A 25619-nucleotide genomic window follows, 5' to 3' on the forward strand; every position below is an offset into this window, starting at 1 on the left:
AATCTCTGAGCATGAAGATAAGGACAAAAACCATATCTGTGACTACTGTGGCAAGGAGATTACCAACCACTCCGGCGGAAAAGCTACCTGCACCGAAAAAGCTGTATGCGAGATATGCAATGAGCCGTACGGCGAGATTGACGGAGCAAGTCATGCCGACCTCAGACACATAGAAGCAAAGACTGCGACTAAGGATGCCGAGGGTAATGTTGAATATTGGTATTGCGAGGCCTGTAACAAGTATTACAGCGACGAAGCAGCGACCAAAGAAATCAAAAAGACTGATACCGTAACGGCTAAGCTGCCTGACAGTTCAAAATCCCCTCAGACAGGCAACAACGGCAGCCTTATGTTGTGGATTGCATTGCTGTTCATCAGCGGCGGCGTTATGAAAGGAGTAACGGCATTTGATAAGCTCAAAAAGCATTCCGCAAAAATTAAAGATAAGTAATAATTAACAATCCGTAATAAAACCGCATCAAATACGGCACAGTAGGCAGGAAATCCTCTGTGCCGTATTTTTTATTTTGATGACAAACAGCTTTGACGGCTGGATAAAGAATAAAAACGGTAAGTATGCTTCAACAAAAAAAACGGTTTTGCTATCGGATTTGAATCAATCAGAATAACTGTTTGGTTCACATCTATTTACAACTCAGAAAGCTAAAATTCTGTGAATAAATTTTCTGTTAATGTTGACAGATTTATGATATAATAGTGCTGTTAGTTTGAAATGAAAAGTGGGCAGAAATATAAAAAATGAGTAAACTGAATTCGACAAAAGCATTTAAAAACGCATTACCGTACGTATTAACGCTTATACTTGTCGGTATAATGACTTTTGTTGCGGAAATATTGGATGAGGGGGAGATAATCTTTCCTGAAATAACGGCACTTGCAATTGGCTATATGGTTACACAAAAGCAAGGTTGGAAAGTCAATGACAGCCGAATGATTGCGTTAATTGCGATTTGCGCTGTTGCGGGTGTGCTGACAGTCCGATACATAAAAGTCGGGCTTTATCTTGAAATATTGATTGCATTTGTATTTGCACAAATTCTCTTTATGCTTTCGGGAACAACATTTGCACCGATGATTTCGGCAATTGTGTTGCCCGTTATGATGCAGACCGAGAGCTTTATATACCCGATTGCCGCATTTTTGCTGACGGTTGCGGTTGTATTATTTCGCAGATTTCTTTTGAAAGTTAAAATAAGAGATAAAGAGGATTTTCAGCCGGTAAACCTGCATACAAAGAGCGATGTGATTGACACAGCCGTAAGAACAATCTGTGTTGCCGTTGTGGGATTCTTCGCAATTTGGTCGGGCTTTAAATTTGCAATTGCACCGCCGTTGCTTGTGGCGTTTACGGAATTTTCCCGTCCGAAAAATAAGGCTCGCAACAAGCCGGTAAAGACGGTTTTGCTGATAACAGTCTGTGCATTTGTCGGGGCGGTTTCAAGATATGTGCTGAATATGACGCTTGGATTGCCGTTGACAGTTGCCGCATTGACAGCCACGGCGATAATGCTTGTAATTGTTTACTGCACAAAAATGTATATTCCGCCTGCCGGAGCATTGACAATTTTGAGTATGATTATTCCGAGTGAAAGCGTACTTTTGTACCCGTTGCAGATACTTGTCGGAACTGCGGTAATAATGCTGATTTCACGGCTTTTGTTTGTGAAACGGCAAAATTAAAATAATCTTAATTTAGTTATATTATTCTATAGAGGAAATTAAATGGATATATTTATTACAATTTTAGTTACATTTTTTGCAGGAATGGGCGCAGGTCTCGGAACAGGTTTTGCAGGAATGAGTGCGGCGGCTGTAATAAGTCCGATGCTCATAACTTTTCTTAATATGGATCCGTATATGGCAGTCGGAATCGCACTTTCGTCCGATGTTTTGGCGAGTGCAGTTTCGGCTTATACATACCATAAAAATAAAAATCTCGATGTCAGAAACGGTTTGATTATGATGGCGAGTGTGCTTGCGTTTACGATTGTCGGCAGTTATGTTGCAAGCATTGTTCCATCAGCTACAATGGGCGGATTTTCCGTGTTTATGACATTTTTGCTCGGCATAAAATTTATCATCCGTCCCGTTATGACAACTAAAGAAGCTATGCTCGGTGTGTCGGCAAAAAAGAGGGCAATCCAGTCTGTAATCTGCGGAATGTTAATCGGCTTTATCTGCGGATTTATAGGTGCGGGCGGAGGAATGATGATGCTTTTGATTTTGACGACCGTGCTGAATTATGAATTGAAAACCGCTGTTGGCACAAGCGTATTCATTATGACATTCACCGCCCTGACAGGTGCAGCTTCGCACTTTATGATTGGTGGCACACCCGATTGGTTTGTGTTCATTCTCTGCATAGTGTTCACCCTTATATGGGCGAGAATTGCCGCCGTCTTTGCCAATAAAGCCAATCCCAAAACCCTGAACCGTGCCACAGGTATCGTCCTCGTAGTGCTTGGTGTAGTTATTATGGGATTTAAGCTGTTTGACAGGTAATTAACTATATAAAAATCTTCAGTATTAGCAAGTGAGTTAATTTTTGATGTATCAGATATATTTTTTGTTATTTCTCTGCAAAATTAAATGAAAAACTTTAATCAAATGTTGCATAATGCTGTAAAATATGGTAGTATTAAATTGTAATTTATCTATATATGTTTTATGTATTAGGCTTTCGATTTTTATATAGTAAGGTGTAAACAAATGTTTAACTTAACACAGTACGGATAATTGCAAAAATTTATTTTAGGAGGAATATCCATGAGAAAATCAAACAAGGTTATATCAGCAATGTTGTCTGTGTTGATGGTATCAGGTATGTTTACAGCTATGCCTCTTGCTGTTAATGCAGCCGGAACAGCTGATACCAACGAAACCACAACAAGTGCAGCAGTACAGTCGGCTGATGACACACAATCTGACAGTGAAGAAAAAGAGTATAATGATTTTACTTATTATACTTATTTCAATGAAGAAAATAACCGCACTGAGGCTGTTATTCAAGGGTATCGTGGCTCTGACAGTGATGTTGTAATTCCAAACTCTATTGATGGTTTTGTTGTTACAGCTATTAGTATGTATGCATTTTCAGGGCGCTCCGACTTGGCAAGCATCACAATTCCAAGTACTATTCAGAGCATTGGTGAAGATGCTTTTTTGGAGTGTGATGGTTTAAAAAAGGTTTATGTGAGCAGTATTGAAGATTGGTGTAAAATTGATTTTTCTTATCCTGATGCAAATCCGTTAAGAAGAGGTGCAGACTTATATGTTGACAACAAATTGGTAACGGATGTTACTATTCCTGATGGTGTAAAAAGTATAGGAAAGTATGCCTTTTATGGTTATTCAAGTCTTAAAAGCATATCTTTCCCAAGCAGTATCAGAAGTATTGGCGAGGATGCTTTTTCTGATTGTACTAATCTTGATGAAGTATATGCAACCAATATTGAAGATTGGTGCAAGATTAAATTTGAAGATGAATTTTCCAATCCCATATTTTATGCCAGAAAAATTTACATTGGTGGAGAATTAGCTACAGATATTACTATTCCAAAAGGTATTACTAAAATTTGTGATTATGCTTTTGAGAATTGTGACACAATTACAAATGTGGTTATTCCTAACAGTGTTATAAGTATTGGCGACAGTGCATTTAGAAGTTGTTTTAATCTTAAAAATATTAGCATACCAAATAGTGTTGTGAATATAGGCGTAGAAGCATTTTTAGGTTGTTCAAACCTAGAAAAAGTGGAAATTCCGGATGGTATTAAATTTATTAAAGACTATACATTTGCTTATTGTGAAAATCTCACCACTATAATTATACCTCAAAGCGTTAAAGAAATTGGTAACTTAGCTTTTGACGGTGACTATAACTTATCAAATGTTTTATTTAAAGGTAGTAAAAGTCAGTGGGATTCGATTAATTTTACTGATGGCAATACTAGTTTGGTCGAATCTGTAATACATTATGATGTTAAATTAGTTGAAAAAAAAGCACCGACTTGTGTTGATAAAGGTTATGATTTATATTCTTGTTCTGAATGCAGCGATGGAGTTAAAATAAATTATACAGATCCTTTGGGTCATAATGTTGTAAGCGGTATTTGTGAAAGATGTGGCAAGTCTGAGGAGGATTGTGTTGAATCAGCACATCCATATAATGGTGATTCTGATGAATCTTGGACAATTTATAAGAAGAATGCTACAAGAATTGCAGTTGTTTTTTCGGATTCTACAGAAACAGAAGCAAATTGTGATTACATATATCTTTACGATAAAAATGGCGAAGAAATAGGTAAATACAGCGGAACAGAGCTTGCAGGCAAAAAAATTACAGTACTTGGCGACACTGTTAAAATTCGACTGGTTTCGTATGTAGATTCTAAATGGTTCGGATTTTCTCTTTCTAATATTGTTCCGTATTATGACGAATGTTTACATTCATCAACAAGATTTGAAAATGAAAAGTCTCCCACATGCGGAGAAGAAGGTTACGCAGGTGACCTGATTTGCAATAATTGTGAGGCTTTTTTGAAAAAGGGTGATATAATTCCTGCAACGGGCAAACATGATTTAGAAATGACTGTATATCCACCGACCTGCGGTGAGAGGGGTTATACCGATTATACTTGCAAAAATTGCGGTTACAGTTATACGGATGATTATATTGAACCAACTGGTAACCATGAATATATTGATGGTGTATGTAAAATCTGTGGTGCAATTAGTCTTGAAAATTTACCGAGTATTAGCGGTAATGAGACCCAAAATGTGATAATTGAAGATACTGGTGTACGCAAATATTTTAAATTCACACCGAGTCAGAGTGGTTCTCTCACATTTTATTCGACTGGTTCAAGAGATACTTGTGGAGGATTATATGATTCTGATATGACGGAACTTGCATACAATGATGATAATGAGGAAGATAGAAATTTCCGTATCAGCTATAATGTAAATGCAAGAGAAACATATGTACTTCAAATTGGTGCATTTGATTCATCTGATGAAGGATTCAATGTTACTTTTAATTTTGAACCAAACAAAGAAACTTTACTTGGTGATGTTAATGGTGATGGTGAAATTACTATTGTTGACTCTACCATTCTTCAAAAATATATTGTTGGTCAGACAACACTTGATGACGAAACATTAAATGTAGCAGATGTAAACAAAGACGGTGCAATTACCGTTGTTGATGCGACACTTATTCAGAAATTCGTTGTTAAGGGGATTACTGAATTTTAAATATCATATGAGATAAACAAAGACGGCTGTGCTTATTTTTGCACAGCCGTTATTTTGCAAATGTGAACTGTACTTATAAAATTCTTAAAATTGTGCATACAAATAATGACAGTGGTGTTGTATAATGACAACATCACAAGATAAATGTTAAATAAATAAGAAGGCACATAACCGTTATTATTTTCGGTTATGTGCCTTTTGCGGTATAATAAATTTGTGAACAATACAACATGCTAAAAACAATCTTATCTGGCTTTATGGACAAAGGAAAGTGTACCCTTTTTTAAACAATTGCCTTATTTCTTTACAAAAATTGAAAAGAGCTGTGTGTATTGCCTTTTAATAATCTTCGGGATTTTCGTAGGCGTATTTGATTCTTGCTATTTCGCCTTTGAGTAGGGCATTGTCAATGTCGATTTGATAGTCATGGTAATCCCATGGGAGATCTTCTCCTCTATGAGCGTAGGTGAAATCGCTCTTGCCGGTTTTGTCAATTTTCTTGATAAGTTTGAGCAACTCATCTGCCGACATATCGTCAATGATTCCTCTGCCTGCTCCGTCGGAAACCTTTGGATAGGATCGTCCGCTGCCTTTTGGCATTTCTTCATCAGACAGCAGAGTTATTTCAAACTCCTGTTCCTCGCCAAAATCATCAATCATATGAATCTTATCGCCAATTTCAAGTTTTAATTTGCCGAGTTTCGTTTCTGACATAAGCTTTGGTTTTGTCTGAAATTCTTCGTCATCCAACTCGTAATCTGTGCCTTTGTATGTCATCATGAAAAGGTGATATGCACAGGTGCTGAATGACGAAAGCACAGCATAGCCCAACACAGCCATTGTCGAATTTGAAGAAATCTGAATATCCCGCCATATTTTGTTTTCGCATCCTATATAGACAATTTTGAATGTACCTCCATTGTTAATTCAAAGTATCTTCGCCCTCGTTATAGAGAGCCTCGTTGATTTCTACAACGCTTTTGTTATTATTCATATTGATGATTATAATGCTGTCACGCTTGATTTTTGGATAGAGAGGAGAGAGCCCTGCAATTTTAAGGACGCTGTTGGTTTCATTTACCGACAGACCCATTCCTATTGAAAGGCAAATTAGTTTATCCCTTTTCGGGGCAGTTTTCAAGCCTGAAAAAATCTGATAGGCATAGCCGTCGCTGAGTTCGGCTTTACGAATGACCTCCGCTTTTGTAAGATTCCTTTCGTTTAAAAGGTCGGTAAGGTATTCCGAGAGATTTTTGCTTATCATTGAATCCCTGTTTGCGTTTTCGTATTCTTCAAATGTGTTGAAATTTTCAAGTTCTTTTAAAAGTTGAGTTGTGGTTTTGCCTATCATAATCAAAACCCCCTTAAATTAAAGTTTTGTAAGTTTCCAAAACTATTTTAACATGATATAATAAGCACGGCAAGTACGATTAGACTTATAATTTTGCAAAGTGCTTATTATATCAATTTATATTCCCCTCAAATTTTGCCCTGCAAAATTTTCGATGGGTGATTCTATCATAACTCATTTCATGATTTATGATAGAATAAGCACAGCAAGTACGATTAGACTTATAATTTTGCAAAGTGCTTATTATATCAATTTATATTCCCCTCAAATTTTGCCCTGCAAAATTCTCGATGGGAAGCACGGCAAGTATAATTATACTAATATTTTTGTTATGTGCCTGTAAATATTGTGAGGAAATGTTATGGGAAATAATTGGATTGATACGGTGATTAATGAACAATATCAGTTTGTGCGATTGCTTAAACGAACAGATAAAACGGAAATCTGTGTTTTCAGGCATAAGGAACTCGGCAAACTGATTGTAAAACGCACATTAAAAAGTTTGGGAGAGGTTTACTTTGCACTTAGAACGCTTTCACACCCAAATATTGCAAATGTTTACGATGTTGTCAAAACCGAAACGGGAGTCACCGTTCTTGAAGAATATGTTGACGGTCAGACCGTGGCAGATTATCTGCAAACTGGATTGTATTCTCCGTCAGGTGTAAGAAAAGTGGTTGCATCTCTTTGTGACGCACTTGATTTGTTGCATTCGCACCAAATTATACACAAGGATATTAAGCCTGAAAATGTGATGATTGACAGCAACGGTAATGTTAAGCTGATTGATTTTGATGCGGCAAGGCTGTACAAGCCCTATCAGTCGAAAGACACACAGACTATTGGCACAATGGGATATGCCGCCCCCGAACAGTACGGAATAAATCAAACCGATGAACGGACTGACATTTACGCAATAGGTGTTTTGATGAATGTTATGCTCACAGGTCAGCCACCTGAAATTCGCCTTTATAACGGCAGGCTGAAAAGGGTGATTGTAAAATGCACCCAGACAATTCCCGACAACCGCTATCAAAATGTGAAAGAACTGAAAAGAAATCTTTAAAACAGAATAAAACTGTGCTGACAGCACAGGACAAAAATACCGTCATTGATTATACTTTAATTAGAGTTTAATCAATGGCGGTAATTATTTTGTAGATTTTTAACAAACGGTTTACAACTTGTCAATGTTATCGGCAAGAACTCTTACCGTGTTTAGAAATGTGGTTACTTTGGTTTTGTCGGTGTTTTTAAGCACGCTGTTAATTTCGTTAAACATATGTTTGTTTTCGACTGAATCAAATACAAGCCAGTCAATGCTTGTGTCAAGTGCCTGAGAAATGCGAAAAAGAACATCAACGGAAAGTATTCTTGTTCCACGCTCAATGTGACCGATGTGTGCCGCAGAAAGTTCGCACAATTCGCCGAGCTGTTCCTGCGTAAAGCCTTTTTCAATCCGCTTATTTTTTATCCTTTTGCCGAGTGCCGTATAATCAATGTTTTTGTTCATAAGTAAAACCTCAGAATCCTATATATAATTTATTTTAAACTTTTTGAACAAAAAAATAAATTTACTGTAAGCAGTTATTATTGACTTGTAGCATTATTTGTGATAAACTTATTTTACAACAGATAAATTTTTTATGAACTTTGACAGACCGCAGTTCAGCCGTCTGTAATAAATAAATTTTTAGGAGGAAGATTATGTCGGTTTATGGAATGGGTTCACTGTTCTGCGGAACAGAAGAGCAATTGGATAATTTTGTTAACGAGGGGTTTGTATGTATCGGTTGGAAGAAAAAGGAAAAGCCTGAGTTGTATGAGATTTTAAACAGTATAAAAGTCGGTGATATAATTTATATCAAGGCTCTTCCGTTCAATTCTAAATCTATGAAAATCAAAGCGGTCGGAATTGTGACGGCTGAACCTAAAAACACAAACACACATCACGGTTACGAAGAATGTGAAAATGAAATCGGTGTAAAATGGCTTAATTCAGACATAAACAAGTTGATTGATGTTGATGACGGTAATCTGAACGCAAGAAAAGGAAGTGTTTTCGTTGAAACAAATTCAGAGTATATAAAAAAGATTATCAGCCTTATTTGATGAGTAGTTTATGAATGATTAAGGAGGGGATTTTATGCCGTATTGTGAAAAATGCGGTTCACAGATAAGTGAAAATGCGAGTTTTTGCCCTTCATGTGGCGCAAAGATACCTGATGAAATCAATGGTAACAATGGCTGTGTTACTGATGAAAGTATATATCAGGATGATGAAAGCGGTGTTGTTTTTAAATACAATTCTGCGTCAATCGGTGGAATAATTGTTGCTTGCGGTACTTTGGCTGTATCCGTTAGTACGATTATTACACAAGGAAATGCATCGCAGCACAAATTTTGGGATCCAAGTGATGGTACATATATTACTCCCGGCTACAATCCGGGGTCAATAACATTTTTTGTAATATTAGCAATTCTTGCTTTGATTATACTTGTTGTTTCAATTAAAAAACTTCGTATCAAATGTAAATATGTCAAATGTCCTTATTGCCAAAAAACAACAGTGATTCCATGTGACGCACAGAGTTGCGATTGTGATGTCTGCGGTCAGAAAATATTGATAACCAACGGTAAACCTGAGCGTTTTCATTATAAAGAAAAGGAGTGAAATTTATGAAAAAATCGCTTGTTGCATTAACTGTGATTTTATTGATATCAACAGTATTAAGCGGATGTTCGAAACAACCGAGTTCTGAATCTTCAGCCGCACAAACTAATTTTGATTCAACTACGGTTGAAGAGACGACAGTTGAAGAAACTACAGAAGAAAATAATGAATATGAGGATGATGTTGTAGATATATTAAATTCGACAAGTTTTATGGACTCAATTGATCCATCATATGTTCAAAACGGATTATGTTCAGATATAACTTTTGGGCAATTAGTGGCTTCAATGTTTGAAAATCCTCAACTTGATATCACTCCGACAAAAACACGAGACACGGGAACTTTGTTGGGGTATCAGGTAACTGTTTCCGGAAATTATAGAAATACTCCTGATGGATATTATAATAACAGCGGTAACGCATACATAGTTATAAATTTGACAAATGACACTTGTACTCTTACAGGTGACCATGATTATAAATCAGCTGCTGAATACTATGCTTTTGAAGTTACAGGATTTTATTAAAATTAGCATTGTAAATATAACATAACTGAATAACAGCAACTTTGATAAAATAGGTGATTATTCAAGTGATAAGGAGGATTAAAAATGAGACGTTGCCCAAAATGTGGATTCCCACTTAATGAAAAAGATAAATACTGCGAGAATTGCGGAGAAGATTGCTCGGCTGTTGAAGATTCTGAAGTTAATGAGGTTGTCAGCCCTGATGAAGAAAAGGAAAAGCTGAAAAGGCAGTGGAAAATCGGCGGTATAGTATTTGGTGTTGTTGCACTTGTTTTTGCTGCAATACTTGCGTTGGTTTTGTTTGTGCCGCATAGCAGCAGTTCTTCAAATACGAATACAAAAACAAAAAGCAGTTTGACCGAACCGACAACTGTTGATAACAGTATCGACGGCAAAGGATACTATTACTTCGATAATAAATTTAATGAAGAAACAGTAGATAAGTTTATGAGTGCCTTTGATGATGTAGGTTCTATGGGCGATTTGGGCATAGGTGTAGAATTTGACGATTTTAAGTACCAACAGGATTATTTGTTGCTTGGCAAAAAAGTTTCTCAATATATGCAAGTTGATTTCAATGGTAAAACAGGAACAATTTTGTTCTTGGATGATGAAAATAATGTTGTTGCATATTCATTAACTTTTGTTTCCTCTTTGCTTAATGATATAACAACCGATGATGTTTATAAGAAGAAACAGACAGTAGGAAGATTGGCATCATGGTTGTATGCCTTATCTGATTATAAAAGTTATAATTCCTGTGAAAAAGTTGCCAAATATTTTATTTCTGAAATGTTAGATGAAGATAATAAATTAATTCCTTGCTTATACTATAATGGATATACGATGCTTTGTAATGGTAATGCTAATCAAATTGCATTGAATTTTTTTGTTACTGATTCTGATTTTATCGAAAGACACGGCATAGATAAAGGTACATCTTCAATTTTTCAAGCTGTTACCGAATCTACAACAACTGAGCCTACCACAGATGTTACAACTACAGAGGAATCATCAGATGCTAAGCCTGATAAAGTGAACGACTCGGAAATTGAGAAAGCAGAAGAGTTGCTCAAAGAAGAGCCTTACGGTATAGACGATCATAGTGACACTTATTTAGAAGAAAATGGTGTTGATGTTGATGAATATCATAATAGGCTGAATGTGTATGATGCTATTCATTATTATTTAAGTGATGTGACTCTTGATGCTCAAAGAAACGAAGATGGGTCAATAACTATGAAATACACGGGAATGCATACTGTTTTTGGTGAGGGAGAATATATTACATATATAGTAAATATTGAAAACAAAACAGTGTATTATGATAGCGCTTCGTATGACTGGTTGTTAGATCAAGATTTTTATGCGACAGATGTATATAACGATTTAGTGAGTTATTAATTATGCGAAAAAGATAATTTCCTGACGGTATAGGAGATTATCTTTTTTCTTGTATTTTTGCCTAATGTTATTTATAATGTAATAAAAGAGGTGAGGCATTATGGGTAAGGATACGAAGTTTTGCAGGAATTGCGGTAAGGAACTTCCGATTGAATCAACATTTTGTCCGTACTGTATGACAAAGCTGATTGATGTTACAACAGGCGGAGAAATTAAGGTGAAAAAGAAAAAGCCGATTATTATTGCCGTTTCAGCGGCAATCGTTTTGCTCATTGTAATTGCGGTGATTATAATTTTGAACAGCACGATTTTTGGCGGCAAATCGGATAATGTTACCACACATGCAACAACTGTTCCGACAACTGCGGTCACGACAACGGCTGAAAATAAAACCTCAGATTATTCAAAGTATGTCGGAATATGGTGCGATAAGGACAGCGATATTTCAACCGCAACTCAAAACGGCGGCAATATTCTTGAGATAATTTCCGTCAAGGATGATGTTGTGAGATTTACTTTTACAAAGACCTCGTCTGCACCGCAAAACCGAATTGCGAGAATAAGCAATGTTACAACAAAGGTAATTGACGGAATAGGAACTTTTTCGTTTGATGATGATGGCTGGCAGAACAGCGGTACGGGTAAAATCAAGTTTTCCGACGGTGAAATCTATATTGAAAACACGATCACAAATCAAAACAGCGGGTCAATGTGGGATATAGGCGGAAAGTTTTATCTTAAAAAATCCGAAAGTTCAATGCTTAATGTAGAGAGCAATAATTTTTTGAACGCTGATTTTGACAATGTAAAAAATGCCTTTGGCGAAGAAATTTCAGATCCTTTTTTAGCGTCGGACAAGTGGTATATTCATTACTACAGCGGTATGAATGTTATGGCCACCGCCGAAACAAATAAAATTTACAGCATTACGGTTGATTACTCGTCAGGAAACCTTGCTAATTCAAATATCAGTTTTGGCGAAATAAACGGCAACAGCACCTATGACGATGTCTATGCCGAACTCGGCGAGCCAATGTACAATAACATAACCCACGGCGATGTTACCTATAAGCGGAAAGACGGATATGTAACTTTCACATTTGACGATAATATGAACCTAACAAACTTTGTGTACTGCATTGAGGATACGCATTAAAACATAATAAGTAAAAAAAATCAGCCTGAGCGTCAAGCAACAACGATCGGGCCGGTGTTTATTTCAGAAATAATAAATACTTCTAATCTGATATTAGTTTTTGACTACATTTGATACAAAAGGTTAGTGTGAATGGGTCAAATTAGAGATTTATTTGCTTTCAATCGGTTTTAATCTCCACAAATTTTACACAAAACAAATCAGAATGCAAAAAGCTGCTTGAGTTTTCAACATTACGCTGTTTTTGGGAAGGGAAAGTATGCCCCTTTTTAAACAATTGCCTTATTTTTTACAAAGATTAAAGGAGCTGTGAAGAATGAAGTCTTAAACTTCGTTTCTTCACAGCTCCAAAATTACTGCTTTCTTTTAAATCAATAGCAAAATAATTTCATATACAATCAGACACATGAACGAAATTTGCATATTGTTTAAATTATCTTAATCATCTTGATTTCAACTTGATAACATAGTATAATTGACTTAACAAAAATTTCCGACAAATACGGACACAGGTTTATAAAGGAGAGAATACAATGCAGGTTAAAATTTCCGATTCTATAAAATACATTGGTGTTGACGACAAGACAATCGACCTTTTTGAAAGTCAGTATCTTGTTCCCAACGGAATTTCTTACAACTCATATCTTATTATTGATGAAAAGGTTGCGATTATGGATACGGTTGACAAGAGAAAAACTGACGAATGGCTTGAAAATCTTGACAGAGAGCTTAACGGCAGAACTCCTGATTACCTAGTAATAAGTCACCTTGAACCAGACCACGCTTCAAATATTAAGGTTGTTTCCGAGAAATATCCGTCAATGAAGCTTGTCGGCAATGCAAAGACTTTTTCGATGCTCCCACAGTTTTTCCCTGATTTTGATTTCGCCGATAAAACCGTTACAGTCAAAGAGGGGGACGAGCTTGAACTCGGTTCACACAAGCTTACATTCATAATGGCGCCTATGGTTCATTGGCCTGAGGTTATGGTTTCATATGAAAACGCAGAAAAGGTTCTTTTCTCTGCGGACGGATTCGGCACATTCGGCACACTTGACGCTCAGGAGGACGATTGGGCTTGCGAGGCAAGAAGATATTACTTCAATATCTGCGGTAAGTACGGTGTTCAGGTTCAGAATCTTCTCAAAAAAGCCGCAAAGCTTGATATTCGGAAAATCTGTCCGCTTCACGGTCCTGTACTTGACGAGAACCTTGGTTGGTACATCGGTCTTTACGATATATGGAGCAAGTATGAGCCTGAAACCGACGGTGTGTTCATTGCATATTGTTCGGTTCACGGCAACACAGCCAAGGCTGCCGAAAAGCTTTGTGAGATTGTAAAGTCAAAAACAGACAAAAAGGTTTCGATTGCCGACCTTTCACGCACAGACCTTGCCGAGGATATTGAGGATGCATTCCGTTTCAGCAGAATGGTTGTTATCGCACCAAGCTATGACGGCGGTGTGTTCCCGATAATGAACGATTTTCTGCATCACCTCAAAATCAAGGGCTATAAGAACAGAAAGGTTGCCATGGTTGAAAACGGCTCTTGGGCTCCTTCGGCGGCAAAGACAATGAGAGCGTATCTTGAAGAAATGAAAAATGTTGAAATTTGTCCTACAGTTGTAACAATTCGTTCGGCTGTGAAAGAAGAAAACATTTCTCAGCTTGAACAGCTTGCCGATGAAATTCTTGCGTAAAACACAGGTAAACGGCTTGCAGCTTGTATACATAAATCATTGTACTCTGAAGCTTTTGCAAATTTTGTTTTGTAAAGGTAGAGATTGTTATTTTTGTAACAATTAGATAAAAAAGTTAAGATATCTTTTACACTTGAAATTTAATTTCGTTGCAAATGCAATTGAATTATTGAGCGGATTTATAGTACAATATAAGCACAGTTGATGCTCACGGAATAAGCATTGAAACAGATTCGTTTTTAGGTAATTTGTTTTGGAGTTTTGAAATTAGTTATGAAAAGTTTTTCTTGTTTTTTCTGTATTCAATGCTTATTTCGTTAAATTTGATATATTCCTTCTATAACCCAATATACCCCGAAAATGACCGGCATTTTTTGTCGGTCATTTCACTTTTTTTCGGCAAGTTTCCATTCCCGCATAATTGTATAAAGTTGTAATTCAACTAATTTCTTACGGTGAAAAATTTGTCAAATTCGGTAATTTTGCCTATAACATATTTTTGGAAAAAGTGTTAAAATAATAATGTAGGCATTAGTGTTTATCGAATAAATACGAGAAATAAATATACGGATGGTGAGAATATGTACAAGGTAGGCGAGGTTGTTCTTTACGGTGCGAACGGTGTTTGTGAAATTACTGAAATAACAACAAAAACGATCGGGAAAATTTCTGTTGAATATTATGTTTTGAAGCCTGTTTGTTCGGACTCTTCAACACTTTTTGTTCCTACGCATAATGAACAGCTTGTTTCAAAAATGCGTGATGTGCTGAGTTCCGATGAAATTAAAAATATTTTATCGCAGAAAACCGACAATGAAATTTGGATTGATAACAAGTCTGAAAGATGTGAAAGATTTAAGGAAATTATTGCAGGCGGTGATTGCAAAAAGCTGGTTGAATTGATCAGAAGAATGCATTTTCACAGCAAGATTCAGCTTCAAAAAGGAAGAAGGCTTCATATGAGTGATGAGCGTTTTCTGAAAGAAGCTGAAAAAATGGTTTGCGATGAGGTTTCCATTGTTCTTAACATTGACAGAGGAGAGGTTCTTCCGCTTGTGCTTGCAGGCTGACTTGTTTTTAATATTTTACAATGATTGCAGAGGTTTATTGAAGGCAGTCTTTTTGATTGCTTTCAATGTTATTCCTCTTTTTTTATTTTTTGGTAATTCTAAGTTGTTTGCCTATTTACAAAATGTTGAATTTTGTAGTAAAATAAAACAAATATACATTTATGGAGCAATTTGATGAAAAAAATAAAAAAGACTCTTTCCCTTTTACTTTCAACGATGATTGTTTTTTCTTCGGTTGCAGGCGTCAGTACAACTGTTTTTGCCGCATCCGATGAACTTACATATAGAAAATTCAAATATAAAATGCTTGACAATGATACCGCTGAAATTTGCGGATATACAGGTAAAGACACCGTTGTGACAATTCCTGAAAGCATAAATTCCGTACCTGTCACCTCAATAGGCAGAACGGCTTTTTCTTCCTGCAAAATTAAGGAAGTTACAATTCCAAATACGGTCAGAAGCATTAAGTGGTGGGCGTTTTACGGTTGCTCAAGCTTGGAAAAAGTCAATCTTAATTTTGGCTTAAAAACAGTTGGTTACGGCGCTTTTATGAATTGCAAAAGGCTTAAATCAGTGAGCATTCCTATGTCCGTGACACAGATTTGTGACGATTCTTTTGCGGTAGACTGTACCACTAAGACAGGTGTTTTTGACTCCTACAGCAAGCAGACAATCAGTACTCAGCAGTATGAAGTTGATTCGGCATTTACGCTTAAAGGCTATTCAGGCACCGTCGCAGAAAAATATTGCAATGACCAGTTCTCTTAACTTTGTTTCGGCAGGTGAGGTAACCTACGGCGATGTTGACGGCAGCGGTGAGGTTGATGCTCATGACGCGAAGCTTGCAAAAAGTCTTATAGGCAGTATTCCTACAGAAGAACAGCTCACAAAGGCTGATGTTGACGATGACGGAAAAATAACCGAAAACGATGTTAATTTGATTTTGCAGGCTGTCGAAAATGAATTTTGCAAAGACCTTTTTCCCTGTGCAAAGGCACTATATACCGCCCCTGACTATCTTTCCGGCAGAACAATGTATTGTGACGGCGACAGCGTTGCCTACGGTTCGGGTACGGACACAATGGGTAATTCAACTTATTCATTCTGTAATTATGTTGCCGAAAAGTATAATATGACAATGACCAACAAGGCTGTACCCGGCACAACTCTTGCAATACGCAAGAATTTTATAGGTACAAATCACAAAAGTATACTTGAGCGTGTCCGAGAAATGAAAGATGACTACGATGTTATTTTGCTTGACGGCGGCTTTAATGACCTATTCAAAAATGTAAAAATCGGTTCTATGACTGACAAAAGCAATAAGTCGGGAAAGTATGATGAATATACAACCGCAGGTGCGTTGGAAAGTATTTGCTATTTTCTTAATATGAATTATAAAAGTTCAATCAAACTGTTCGTTCTTTGTCACGATTGTTCAAAGAAGACAAAACAGTCGCAATACTGGACTTTGATTAAAAATATCCTCGACAAGTGGGAAATCCCTTATGTTGATCTTTCGGAAGAAACAGAGCTTACCGATGACAACGAGGAAATTACAACACAGTATTTTAAATATAATACAACAACTAAAAAAGGCGATGGAATCCACCCTCTTGCGTATACTAATATGAAGATATACGGTCCTGCCGTTGCCGAAAAGCTCAATGAGGTTGCTCAGAACAAATCTGAACTTGTTGTTCCGATAACTGAGCTTTCGATGGGCCTTTTTGAAACATATTCTCTCAACAGTAAAATTACCGAGTTGAGGGGAGATATTGAAATGAGTTACTACAGCAGTAATCCGTCTATTGCCTCTGTTGATGAAAACGGCAAAATTTCCGCAACAGGCATAGGCGATACCGTTATCACGATTTCGACATCTGACGGTAAAACAAAAAATGTGAATGTGAATGTAAAGTTTCTTGCAATGGCGGTTAGCTTTGGCAAAAATAAAATTTCACTTTCAGAGGGTAATTCAAGTTTGCTGAATCTTTCTGTTGCAGACGGTGAGGCGACCTGTTCAACAACCTATTCGTCAACAGATCCGACTGTTGCGTCCGTTGATGAATACAGCGGAAAAATTACCGCTAACAAAACGGGCAAAACCACAGTATCATGTACCACGGCAAACGGTGTTACGGTAAGATGTCTTGTTTATGTCACAAAGGGAGTGCAGTCAAAAATCCAGAAGGCGTAAGGCATTTATGAAAAAATTCAAGAAAACCATAAAATTAACTTTATCTGCTTTGCTTGCATTATGCATATTGTTTTTAATGTCGGCTTGTGCAAACGGTGACAGTGAGCCCGAACAATTCCAAGCAACAGAGCAGACTACAGTTCAGCCGACTACAATGTCGGAAGAAGAAATCAATGATCAAAAGCTTGACAGGTTCATTTCAAATATGAAGCTCGAAGAAAAGGTGGGGCAGATGTTCTTTGTACGCTGTCCCGATGAAGACGCCGTGCAACAGGTCAGCGAGTACAATATCGGCGGTTATATCCTGTTTGGCAGAGATTTTGACGGAAAAACCAAAGATGAAGTTATTAACTGTATTCAAAGCTATCAGGATGAGGCAGATATTCCGCTTTTAATCGGCGTTGACGAAGAGGGCGGAACGGTTGTGCGTGTCAGCAGTAATCCTAATCTTAGAGAAGCCCCGTTCCTTTCTCCGAGGGATACATACTCAAGCGGCGGTTGGGATGCAATTAAGCAGGATGCAGAAGAAAAAGCGGATTTACTCCTTTCACTCGGAATCAATGTGAATCTTGCACCCGTGTGCGATATGACCTCAGATGAATACGGCTTTATGTATGACCGTTCTTTCAGCTCGGATGTTGATATGGAAAACAGATTTGTGCGAACTGTTGTTGAAACGAGCAAATCAAAAAAACTCGGTACGGTTCTGAAACATTTCCCTGGCTACGGCAATAACAGCGACACACACACGGGAATTGCATACGATGACCGTGACTATTCGGAGTTTGAAAATACAGATTTTAAGCCGTTTTATCAGGGAATTGAGTCCGGTGCCGACTGCATTCTTGTTTCACACAATATCGTGAATTGTATGGACAGCGAATATCCTGCGTCACTTTCACAAAAGGTGCATGATATTCTCAGAAATGACTTTAGATTTGACGGTGTAATTATGACCGATGACCTTATTATGGACGCAATCACGGATTTTACGGGAGATGAAGCGGCGGCTGTCACGGCGGCAAAATGCGGTAATGATTTGCTCTGCTGTTCATCTGTCGATACCCAATATCCCGCAGTTCTTGAGGCTGTTCAAAGCGGTAAAATTCCCGAAGCTCAGGTTGACGCATCCGTAAAGCGAATCCTGAAATGGAAACAAAATCTCGGCATTTTTAATATTGACACCTATCAGAAAAAAGTCAAATCAACCGAAACAACGGATACCGTTGGAAGTGAGGAGTGAAAAGTTAATAGCTGTTAGGTGCGGTTGGGAAGATAGTTTGAATCGTTTATATCATATTTTGCCCGAGTATGCGACTGCAAAAATTCTTACGGTAAAACATAAAGCACCCCGAAGATTAAGTTCTTCGGGGTGTTCTGTTTGTAAAGGTTGGCTGAAATATATCTCAACAGATGTGATATGCTGATTGTGCGGTTGACTCTTTCCGTCAGGAAGAAGGCGACTTTTTTGGAGTTGCTTATATCCTTTTTCCTATCTGTTGGAGAAAGTGTAGTTGCCTAATATATTTGCAAGTGGTTGGATAGATAGTAACTTCAACAGCCAACCTATGAAGAAACCCTCAAAGCTACCAACTTCGAGGGTTTCGTTTTGCCCAATGGACTATTTACATCATTTTGCCTATGATTATCGTAATACACATTTCTGTGCATTTCAAGTATATGCCGAAAAATTATTATTCCTGATTGGAATTATTTAACACTTTTACAAGCAAAGATTCAAAGCTTTTTTCAAAGTTTTCGTCATCTTGTTTTGTACGCTTTTTCGGTCCTTTAATGTGATGCTTGCCGTTTGACATTCTCGCCTTTTTGGCAAGGTGTCTGTCCATAAGCAGACCGCCTATGTTATCATCCGAGAAAATTTTCCCCGACTGATGAATACAGTACGCACCCTTTCCAAGCACAAGTGCCGCGACTCCGTAATCCTGAGTTACCGCAATGTCGCCCTTTTTACAAAGGTTGACAAGTGCCAAATCAACTGCGTCTGCGCCTGCACCGATAATTTTTATCTTGCTGTAATCCGATTTGAGAACATGGTTTGTATCGCATAACAGCACAACGGGAACATTATGATTTTTTGCAATCCTTTCAACCGATTTTACAACAGGGCAGGCATCCGCATCAACAAGAACAGTTATACCGTTCATTATTTTTCCTCAATCTTAATTGAGTTGATAACAGGCTGATTTTTCTTTTCAACAGTACCGTTTGAATCTGTAACAGGTGTGTCCTCGCAGATTTTATCAACAATATCCATACCCTTTGTTACCTTGCCGAATGCAGCGTACTGACCGTCAAGATATGTGCTGTCAGACTGAACAATAAAGAACTGTGAGCTTGCGCTGTCGGGATCATTTGAACGAGCCATTGAGATAACGCCTCTTGTATGTGAAAGGTTGTTTTCAACACCGTTCTGAGCAAATTCGCCCTTGATTGTTTTTTCACTGCCGCCTGTGCCGTCACCCTTTGGGTCACCGCCCTGAATCATAAAGCCTGTAATGATTCTGTGGAAAGTAAGACCGTCATAAAAGCCGTCTTTTGCAAGGCCAACAAAGTTCTTGACTGTAATCGGAGCAAGCTCCTCATAAAGCTCAACTTCAATTTTACCGTAGTCTTTAACATCAATAATTGCTGTGTAGCTTGACTTGTAGTCGGTTGTGTCTGTGCTTGCGGATGTTGTTTCTTCGTTTGAAACTGCGGAAGTAGCTTTTGCCGAAGAACTGCTCTCTGTGTCACCGCCGCAACCGCTGATTAAAAAGCAGGTGCAGAGAATAACTGCGGCAACCATAATTGCCGAAATCTTTTTAATTTTTGCCATTTTTTAAATTCCTTTCATAAATAAATTCACTTTTATTTTAGCATTATTATGTCTGCAAATCAACCTGAATTGACACAAAAATATAAATGTGATAAAATTTTTGTATGTGAAATATCTACAAAAGGGTGAAAAAGCTTGAAAAATAACGAGATAACGGAAATTACGCCAAAACGAAAATTTTTTGAGTTTAATCTTGGTGAGGTTTGGAAGTACCGTGACCTTGTAATGCTGTTCGTAAAGCGTGATTTTAAAAACTCCTATAAGCAGACTGTGCTTGGACCGCTGTGGATAATTATAAAGCCGTTCCTTTCAACATTTGTTTTTACCGTGATTTTCGGTATGATAGCCAATATCTCAACTGACGGAATGCCTCAGTTCCTGTTTTTTATGGCAGGCAACATTTTGTGGTCGTTCTTTTCAAGCTGTCTTAACGGCAGTTCATCAACCTTTATCGGTAATGCAAGGCTTTTCGGTAAGGTGTATTTTCCAAGGCTTGTAATGCCCTGTGCAAACATAATTTACAACGCAATCGGCTTTTTGATTAATTTTGTGATGTTTTTTATTCTTGTACTTATATATATGTTTGCCGGGTCAAATGTTCACCCGAATTTTTGTGCGTTGCTTATGCCGCTTGTATTGCTTTCATCGGCACTTTTAGGTACAGGCTGCGGACTGATTGTTTCGTCAGTCACAACAAAATATCGTGACCTCGGCGTGCTTGTTTCATTTGGAGTAACATTGTGGATGTACATCACCCCTGTTGTTTATCCTGTTTCTCAGGTGGCAGAATCATTCCGTTCGCTTGCTCTTTTAAATCCGGTTGCTCCGCTTGTTGAAACTTTTCGTTACGGATTTTTAGGCAGCGGAACATTTCCATGGAAATACTTGATGCTTAGTTTTCTTGTTACGGCAGGTGTGCTTGTGTTCGGTATGATTATCTTTAATAAAGTAGAAAAAAATTTTATAGATACGGTCTGATATTATGACAGAAATGAATGAAAAATGTGTAATTAAAATTGAAAATCTTTCAAAAGAATACCGACTCGGCGCAATAGGTTCCGGAACTCTCCGCCATGATTTGCAAAGCTGGTATGCAAAAAGAAGAGGCGAGGAAGACCCGAATCAGCGAATCGGTGCAATGCACTACGAAAAAGGTGACAGCTTCCTTGCCCTTGACGGTGTGAATCTTGAGGTAAACCGTGGAGAACGCATAGGAATTATAGGCGCTAACGGTGCAGGTAAGTCAACTCTTTTGAAAATTCTTTCAAGAATCACTTCTCCGACAGACGGCAGAGTGCGTTTTAGGGGACGAATTGCAAGTATGCTTGAAGTCGGAACAGGCTTTCACGCAGAGCTTACCGGAAGAGAGAACATCTACTTAAACGGTGCAATTCTCGGAATGACAAAGGAAGAGGTTACTTCAAAAATAGACAGTATTATAGATTTTTCAGAGTGTGCAAAATTTATTGATACGCCTGTAAAACGCTATTCTTCTGGTATGTTTGTAAAGCTCGCCTTCGCCGTTGCGGCACATCTTGATGCTGAAATAATGATTATGGACGAGGTGCTTGCGGTAGGCGATATGCGTTTTCAGAAAAAATGTATAACTAAAATGCGTGCCCTTGCAGCCGAAGAGGACAGAACGGTTCTTTATGTTTCGCACAATATGAACACTGTCCGTGACCTCTGCAACAGATGCATAGTTCTTGACCACGGCAAAATTGTTTTTGACGGTGATGTTGAAGAGGGCATAAAAATCTATCTCGGAAGTGCAAACGAAAATTTCTGTGCTCTTGAATATGTCGGGAATGAGCATAAGCATTATGCCGACAGAAACGACCTTTGTTTGAAATTTGTAAGATATGACGGCAAAGAGAATAACATTTTCTATGATGACGAGCAGATTCAGCTTGAACTTATGTGGGAAAACAAGGCTGATATAGAAAACCTTTGTCTGCGTGTTGAAGTAAGCGATTACCGAAGATATCCGGTTACCGCATTTGTGATTGAAAATTTCTATTCGGGGAAAAAGGGCGAAACCCACACGGCAAAATTAAAAATAGATGTATCAAAAATTGTCCGTGGCGGATACTATACACGCTATGTTTTTTACAGCAGAAAAAACGATGCCGCCCCCTTTGAAACACTCGAAGTTGCTGACGGTTTGACCTTCAGAAGAAGAAAACCGGACAAATATCAAAACACCTGGCAAAAATCATGGGGCAGTATTGAGATGAATGATATTGAAGTGTTATAATATTTAACCGCATATTACATTTATTTTCTCAAGAACATATCAATTTTGCAATAAAACAAGCGGCAGTTTAATTAGCTGTCGCTTGTTTTGTTTTATATTCTGTTATTTCAAATTACATCAAGCATTGACATAAAATTGCAAAGTAAAATATATCTATCTTTGCAGCTTATATGAAACCGTGTTTTCACTTAATGTGTAACCGTTTTGCTGTGCTTCAAGAACAATTTGCTGAATATTTTCCCACTGGGAATCCTTAGGTATATAAATATACTTTGGAATTTTTTTGCTGTTTACAGAATAATAGGAACGGAGTCTGTCAAGACTGTTTTGATTTTCTCCGGTTACATACGCAGAGAGTGTTCCGTAAGGAAAATCTTTTGCCGCAAGATAAGTCCAGGTTTTTTGTGTCAAAAACAAAATATTGCCCTTTTCAAGATTTTGATATTCGTTTATATCATTATAAAGCTGCCCGTAGTTTTCTGCATTTGCGGAAGTAGTTTTTATTCCTTTTGCAGGACCGTCCTGAATTGTCTGTGACAGCTGACTCGGAGAACTTTCCCAAAAGCAATGCTCGGCTTTGACTGTGATTTGAAAACAAGCCTGCAAAACAATCAAAAATGCAGTAATTCCGAATGCAAAATATTTGCAGGGGACTGCATAATCAAGATTATCCGGACTCGCTTTCATTTCTTTAATCAGATTGCCGACAAAAACAAAGCCGGCTATATTTGACGCTGAACAAGCCATTGCGGTAACAAAGAAATATTGGTTTGAAGAGAAACAAAGTGCCACTGAATAAAGTATTCCGAGAATAAAGAGTGACGCGAAAAGTTCTCTGTTTTTGTTTTCCGAGAGAACATATGCCGTGATGCTCATAAAAATCATCGGGAACATAATTGCGTTGTAGTAAACGCTTGTTATTGTCGGCATAAACATCACAAGTGCCAAAATAACAATTGCACTCGTCAGTATAAGATAAATTGAACGGTGCTGTTTTCTCTTTCTGTCAAGTATCATAACAATTGCCGTAGCACCGTATGCCATAAGCACATATTTAAAGTGGCTGTGACAATCAACAATGGTTTTAAAGTAGTAATTCATCTTCATCATAAATCCCATCTGAGGATGATCGGGGTCAGCCATAAGATAGGGGAGATTGGTGAAAATTTCATTTATGCTTACTCTTGAAAGCACAAATACAATGAAAATTACCGCAAGGATTCCCGCACCCAAAGTGAACCACAGAAAAGTTTTAATTGAAAACAAGTCTGAATTAAATACATTTTTGTTGAGTGGGGTTTTCTTTATTAAACAGTGAGCTCCGACTGCGATAAGATACAGTACATAAGCTGCCGCAAGATACGGGCAGCAGAGAACCGCACCTGCAAATGCAAGTCCGCTGATTATGAGCGGCAATTTTTTTGAATAATCGGCTGTTGCCATTAACACACCCGTGAGAGCAATGAGGTCAAGTCCCATTGTGTTATAGCTCAATGCCATAATGTCGAAAGGCGTAAAGAGGAAATAAAGCACACAGCCGAATACCGTGAAATAGCCGTATTTCTTAAGTCTTGAATATATAATGCACACAACAACAGCGTGACAGATGACATAGAAAATTCTTGCCGCAAGAATTATTCCGACGGTTGACTGCGTAATTGTTGTGTAGAGCCACACAAACGGCAAAAGCAGGAACCCCGAAAGCTGAGTAAGATGCCACTCGTCACCGAGTAATGAATCGCCGAGAGTTAATCTGTGCGGAATTGTAAGGTAAAATGATTCGTCATTGCCGCCAAAGCCGTAATAGCATTTCCAAAGTGAAAATCCTATTGCCAAAGCCATAAGTACAGCAAAAATTATGTGCTGATATTTGCCTTTGTCGGGCTTTGAACGCAAATCCCTGACCATTTTAACAGCCGACTTGAAACCGTCGATAAGAATCTTGGCAACAAGATTCATAATGAAAGACGCAGCAGCGGAAAGGACAAATACAATCGGGACTGTTACAAAGTAGAACGGAAGTCTGTCCGGCATTAAAATAACCTTTTCGCAAAGTATCGGATATACAATGCTGTCAAAAATAAATGAAATAAGATAAATTCCGAGAGCTAAATCCGAAACCTTCCAGAGTACAACTTTAGCTGTCTTTGGCATATTTTCGGTTTTGATTCTTTTAATTAAAAGGAACAGAAGCACCGACAGGACAAACGGTTCAAAGCCATACCAGTAAATATATGTACCGGATTTGAAGGTCGTTCCGTAACTTCTGAAAAAGTTAAATGTGCTGAATAAGAAGAGTGAGAAAACAAAAAGAATAAGCATTGTTCTTGTTTTCATTTTCAATCCGTATTCTCTTATGTAGCAGCCTACAAAGTAGTACGCAACGGGATAGAACCCCTGCCACCAGCTCGGCACAAGCTTTTGAAATTCATCGGATGATGTCGGGTTGGTCCACCAATCAAGCGAACCGAAATTGAAAATATTAAACAGTGACGGAACTATTGTCAAAAATACAACTGTAATCAAAAGCACTTGCTTTTGTTTTTTGTTTTTAAGCTTTCCGTAAGCAAGATTAAGAAACGGTGCAAGCAGAAACAAACCTATGTACATTTCAATGTACCAAGAGTAGTTGGAACCGGTAAAATCAAGCGTTCCGAGAATAAATGATTTTAGGTTGAATATATCGCCCTGTGCAATGTTTTTGTAAATCATGCATGCAAGAGTTGAGATGACAAATACAACAAGTGTTTTGGTTATGCCTGAATAATATTTTTTGCTCAACTCTTTTTTGCTCATAAGATAACCCGTCAGCAGCATAAAAAGCGGAACGCAAACGGAAAACAGTGTTCTCATCACAACTGCAATGTACATCGGTTTGTCTTCAACAGTCTGACTGTAAAATCCGTTATGCAGAAAGAAATGAACCGACAAAACGGTAAATACTGCAATTATCCGCAGAATGTCCAGCGAGGAATCCCTCTTTTTCAATTTTTCGTAATCCATAATCCTTACCTTTCAAACTTGAAATTTGCAAATCATTGCATATACAACAATGATAGCACAATTTTGGCATTATTACAATAAATTGCAAACGAAAATATTGATTTTAAATAAAAAAGTTTGTAACGGTGTAACAGAGATTTTATTATAAAAAAACAAGTGAC

General features: G+C 37.7%; 22 protein-coding genes and 1 pseudogene. 17 read left to right on the forward strand and 6 right to left on the reverse strand.

Annotation, left to right across the window (positions count from 1 at the left end; all coding sequences use genetic code 11):
* The 4 genes and pseudogenes from RBATCC27255_RS10375 to RBATCC27255_RS01505 form a co-directional block, all read left to right on the forward strand.
* Positions 1-451, forward strand: a pseudogene (locus RBATCC27255_RS10375) (hypothetical protein); the annotation flags it as partial.
* 383 nt (positions 452-834) lie between these two features.
* Positions 835-1701, forward strand: a complete 867-nt coding sequence (locus tag RBATCC27255_RS01495; RefSeq protein WP_169923200.1) for a hypothetical protein — start codon at positions 835-837, stop codon at positions 1699-1701.
* Between the two features lie 42 nt (positions 1702-1743).
* The gene (locus tag RBATCC27255_RS01500) at positions 1744-2523 is read left to right on the forward strand and encodes a sulfite exporter TauE/SafE family protein (protein ID WP_101028418.1); all 780 of its coding nucleotides are present in this window, start codon (positions 1744-1746) and stop codon (positions 2521-2523) included.
* A 264-nt stretch (positions 2524-2787) separates the two neighbouring features.
* Positions 2788-5277, forward strand: coding sequence for a leucine-rich repeat protein (locus tag RBATCC27255_RS01505; RefSeq protein WP_101028419.1), 2490 nt, complete (start codon positions 2788-2790; stop codon positions 5275-5277).
* A gap of 339 nt (positions 5278-5616) precedes the next feature.
* On the opposite strand, the gene RBATCC27255_RS01510 is transcribed toward RBATCC27255_RS01505, so the two are convergent.
* Positions 5617-6204: an IS1096 element passenger TnpR family protein gene (locus RBATCC27255_RS01510; protein ID WP_101028420.1), complete on the reverse strand. Its 588-nt coding sequence runs from the start codon at positions 6202-6204 to the stop codon at positions 5617-5619.
* Positions 6200-6628, reverse strand: a complete 429-nt coding sequence (locus tag RBATCC27255_RS01515) for a hypothetical protein (RefSeq protein ID WP_101028421.1) — start codon at positions 6626-6628, stop codon at positions 6200-6202. The genes RBATCC27255_RS01510 and RBATCC27255_RS01515 overlap by 5 nt, the downstream gene beginning before the upstream one ends.
* A gap of 361 nt (positions 6629-6989) precedes the next feature.
* On the opposite strand from RBATCC27255_RS01515, the gene RBATCC27255_RS01520 reads away from it, so the two are divergent.
* Complete coding sequence (locus RBATCC27255_RS01520; RefSeq protein WP_101028422.1) at positions 6990-7694, forward strand: serine/threonine protein kinase; 705 nt, start codon at positions 6990-6992, stop codon at positions 7692-7694.
* A gap of 111 nt (positions 7695-7805) precedes the next feature.
* Here the strand turns inward: RBATCC27255_RS01520 and RBATCC27255_RS01525 are convergent, their stop codons facing one another.
* Positions 7806-8141 (reverse strand): helix-turn-helix domain-containing protein, encoded by a 336-nt coding sequence (locus tag RBATCC27255_RS01525; RefSeq protein ID WP_101028423.1) that lies wholly within the window; start codon positions 8139-8141, stop codon positions 7806-7808.
* 194 nt (positions 8142-8335) lie between these two features.
* On the opposite strand from RBATCC27255_RS01525, the gene RBATCC27255_RS01530 reads away from it, so the two are divergent.
* From RBATCC27255_RS01530 to RBATCC27255_RS01580, 10 genes are all read left to right on the forward strand, one after another.
* On the forward strand, positions 8336-8740 hold the full coding sequence (locus tag RBATCC27255_RS01530; RefSeq protein ID WP_101028424.1) for a hypothetical protein: 405 nt from the start codon (positions 8336-8338) through the stop codon (positions 8738-8740).
* A 34-nt stretch (positions 8741-8774) separates the two neighbouring features.
* Positions 8775-9302, forward strand: a complete 528-nt coding sequence (locus RBATCC27255_RS01535; RefSeq protein WP_101028425.1) for a zinc-ribbon domain-containing protein — start codon at positions 8775-8777, stop codon at positions 9300-9302.
* Positions 9303-9307: 5 nt separating this feature from the next.
* The gene (locus RBATCC27255_RS01540; protein ID WP_101028426.1) at positions 9308-9829 is read left to right on the forward strand and encodes a hypothetical protein; all 522 of its coding nucleotides are present in this window, start codon (positions 9308-9310) and stop codon (positions 9827-9829) included.
* A gap of 84 nt (positions 9830-9913) precedes the next feature.
* Positions 9914-11233 carry a zinc ribbon domain-containing protein gene (locus tag RBATCC27255_RS01545; protein WP_101028427.1) on the forward strand — a complete coding sequence of 440 codons (1320 nt, stop codon included), beginning with the start codon at positions 9914-9916 and terminating at the stop codon, positions 11231-11233.
* 100 nt (positions 11234-11333) lie between these two features.
* Positions 11334-12389, forward strand: coding sequence for a zinc ribbon domain-containing protein (locus RBATCC27255_RS01550; RefSeq protein ID WP_101028428.1), 1056 nt, complete (start codon positions 11334-11336; stop codon positions 12387-12389).
* Between the two features lie 533 nt (positions 12390-12922).
* A complete protein-coding gene (locus tag RBATCC27255_RS01555) occupies positions 12923-14089 on the forward strand; it encodes an FprA family A-type flavoprotein (RefSeq protein WP_101028429.1) in 1167 nt (388 codons plus the stop codon).
* A 581-nt stretch (positions 14090-14670) separates the two neighbouring features.
* The gene (locus RBATCC27255_RS01560) at positions 14671-15159 is read left to right on the forward strand and encodes a CarD family transcriptional regulator (RefSeq protein ID WP_101028430.1); all 489 of its coding nucleotides are present in this window, start codon (positions 14671-14673) and stop codon (positions 15157-15159) included.
* 174 nt (positions 15160-15333) lie between these two features.
* Entirely contained in the window at positions 15334-15930 is a 597-nt protein-coding gene (locus RBATCC27255_RS01570; protein WP_101028432.1) for a leucine-rich repeat domain-containing protein, read from the forward strand.
* A complete protein-coding gene (locus RBATCC27255_RS01575; RefSeq protein WP_187128346.1) occupies positions 15914-17362 on the forward strand; it encodes an Ig-like domain-containing protein in 1449 nt (482 codons plus the stop codon). The genes RBATCC27255_RS01570 and RBATCC27255_RS01575 overlap by 17 nt, the downstream gene beginning before the upstream one ends.
* Positions 17363-17369: 7 nt before the next feature.
* Positions 17370-18605: a glycoside hydrolase family 3 protein gene (locus RBATCC27255_RS01580; RefSeq protein ID WP_242958531.1), complete on the forward strand. Its 1236-nt coding sequence runs from the start codon at positions 17370-17372 to the stop codon at positions 18603-18605.
* A 451-nt stretch (positions 18606-19056) separates the two neighbouring features.
* Here the strand turns inward: RBATCC27255_RS01580 and RBATCC27255_RS01585 are convergent, their stop codons facing one another.
* Both RBATCC27255_RS01585 and RBATCC27255_RS01590 read right to left on the reverse strand, forming a co-directional pair.
* Positions 19057-19518: a YaiI/YqxD family protein gene (locus RBATCC27255_RS01585; protein WP_169923211.1), complete on the reverse strand. Its 462-nt coding sequence runs from the start codon at positions 19516-19518 to the stop codon at positions 19057-19059.
* 8 nt (positions 19519-19526) lie between these two features.
* The gene (locus RBATCC27255_RS01590; RefSeq protein ID WP_187128347.1) at positions 19527-20198 is read right to left on the reverse strand and encodes a peptidylprolyl isomerase; all 672 of its coding nucleotides are present in this window, start codon (positions 20196-20198) and stop codon (positions 19527-19529) included.
* Between the two features lie 135 nt (positions 20199-20333).
* Between RBATCC27255_RS01590 and RBATCC27255_RS01595 the strand changes: the two genes are divergently transcribed.
* Both RBATCC27255_RS01595 and RBATCC27255_RS01600 read left to right on the forward strand, forming a co-directional pair.
* A complete protein-coding gene (locus RBATCC27255_RS01595; RefSeq protein ID WP_242958532.1) occupies positions 20334-21176 on the forward strand; it encodes an ABC transporter permease in 843 nt (280 codons plus the stop codon).
* Between the two features lie 4 nt (positions 21177-21180).
* Positions 21181-22455: an ABC transporter ATP-binding protein gene (locus RBATCC27255_RS01600; RefSeq protein ID WP_101028436.1), complete on the forward strand. Its 1275-nt coding sequence runs from the start codon at positions 21181-21183 to the stop codon at positions 22453-22455.
* 153 nt (positions 22456-22608) lie between these two features.
* On the opposite strand, the gene RBATCC27255_RS01605 is transcribed toward RBATCC27255_RS01600, so the two are convergent.
* Positions 22609-25458, reverse strand: coding sequence for an acyltransferase (locus RBATCC27255_RS01605; RefSeq protein ID WP_101028437.1), 2850 nt, complete (start codon positions 25456-25458; stop codon positions 22609-22611).
* Positions 25459-25619 lie beyond the last annotated feature (161 nt).

The organism is Ruminococcus bromii (assembly GCF_002834225.1).
Lineage (GTDB): Bacteria > Bacillota > Clostridia > Oscillospirales > Acutalibacteraceae > Ruminococcoides > Ruminococcoides bromii.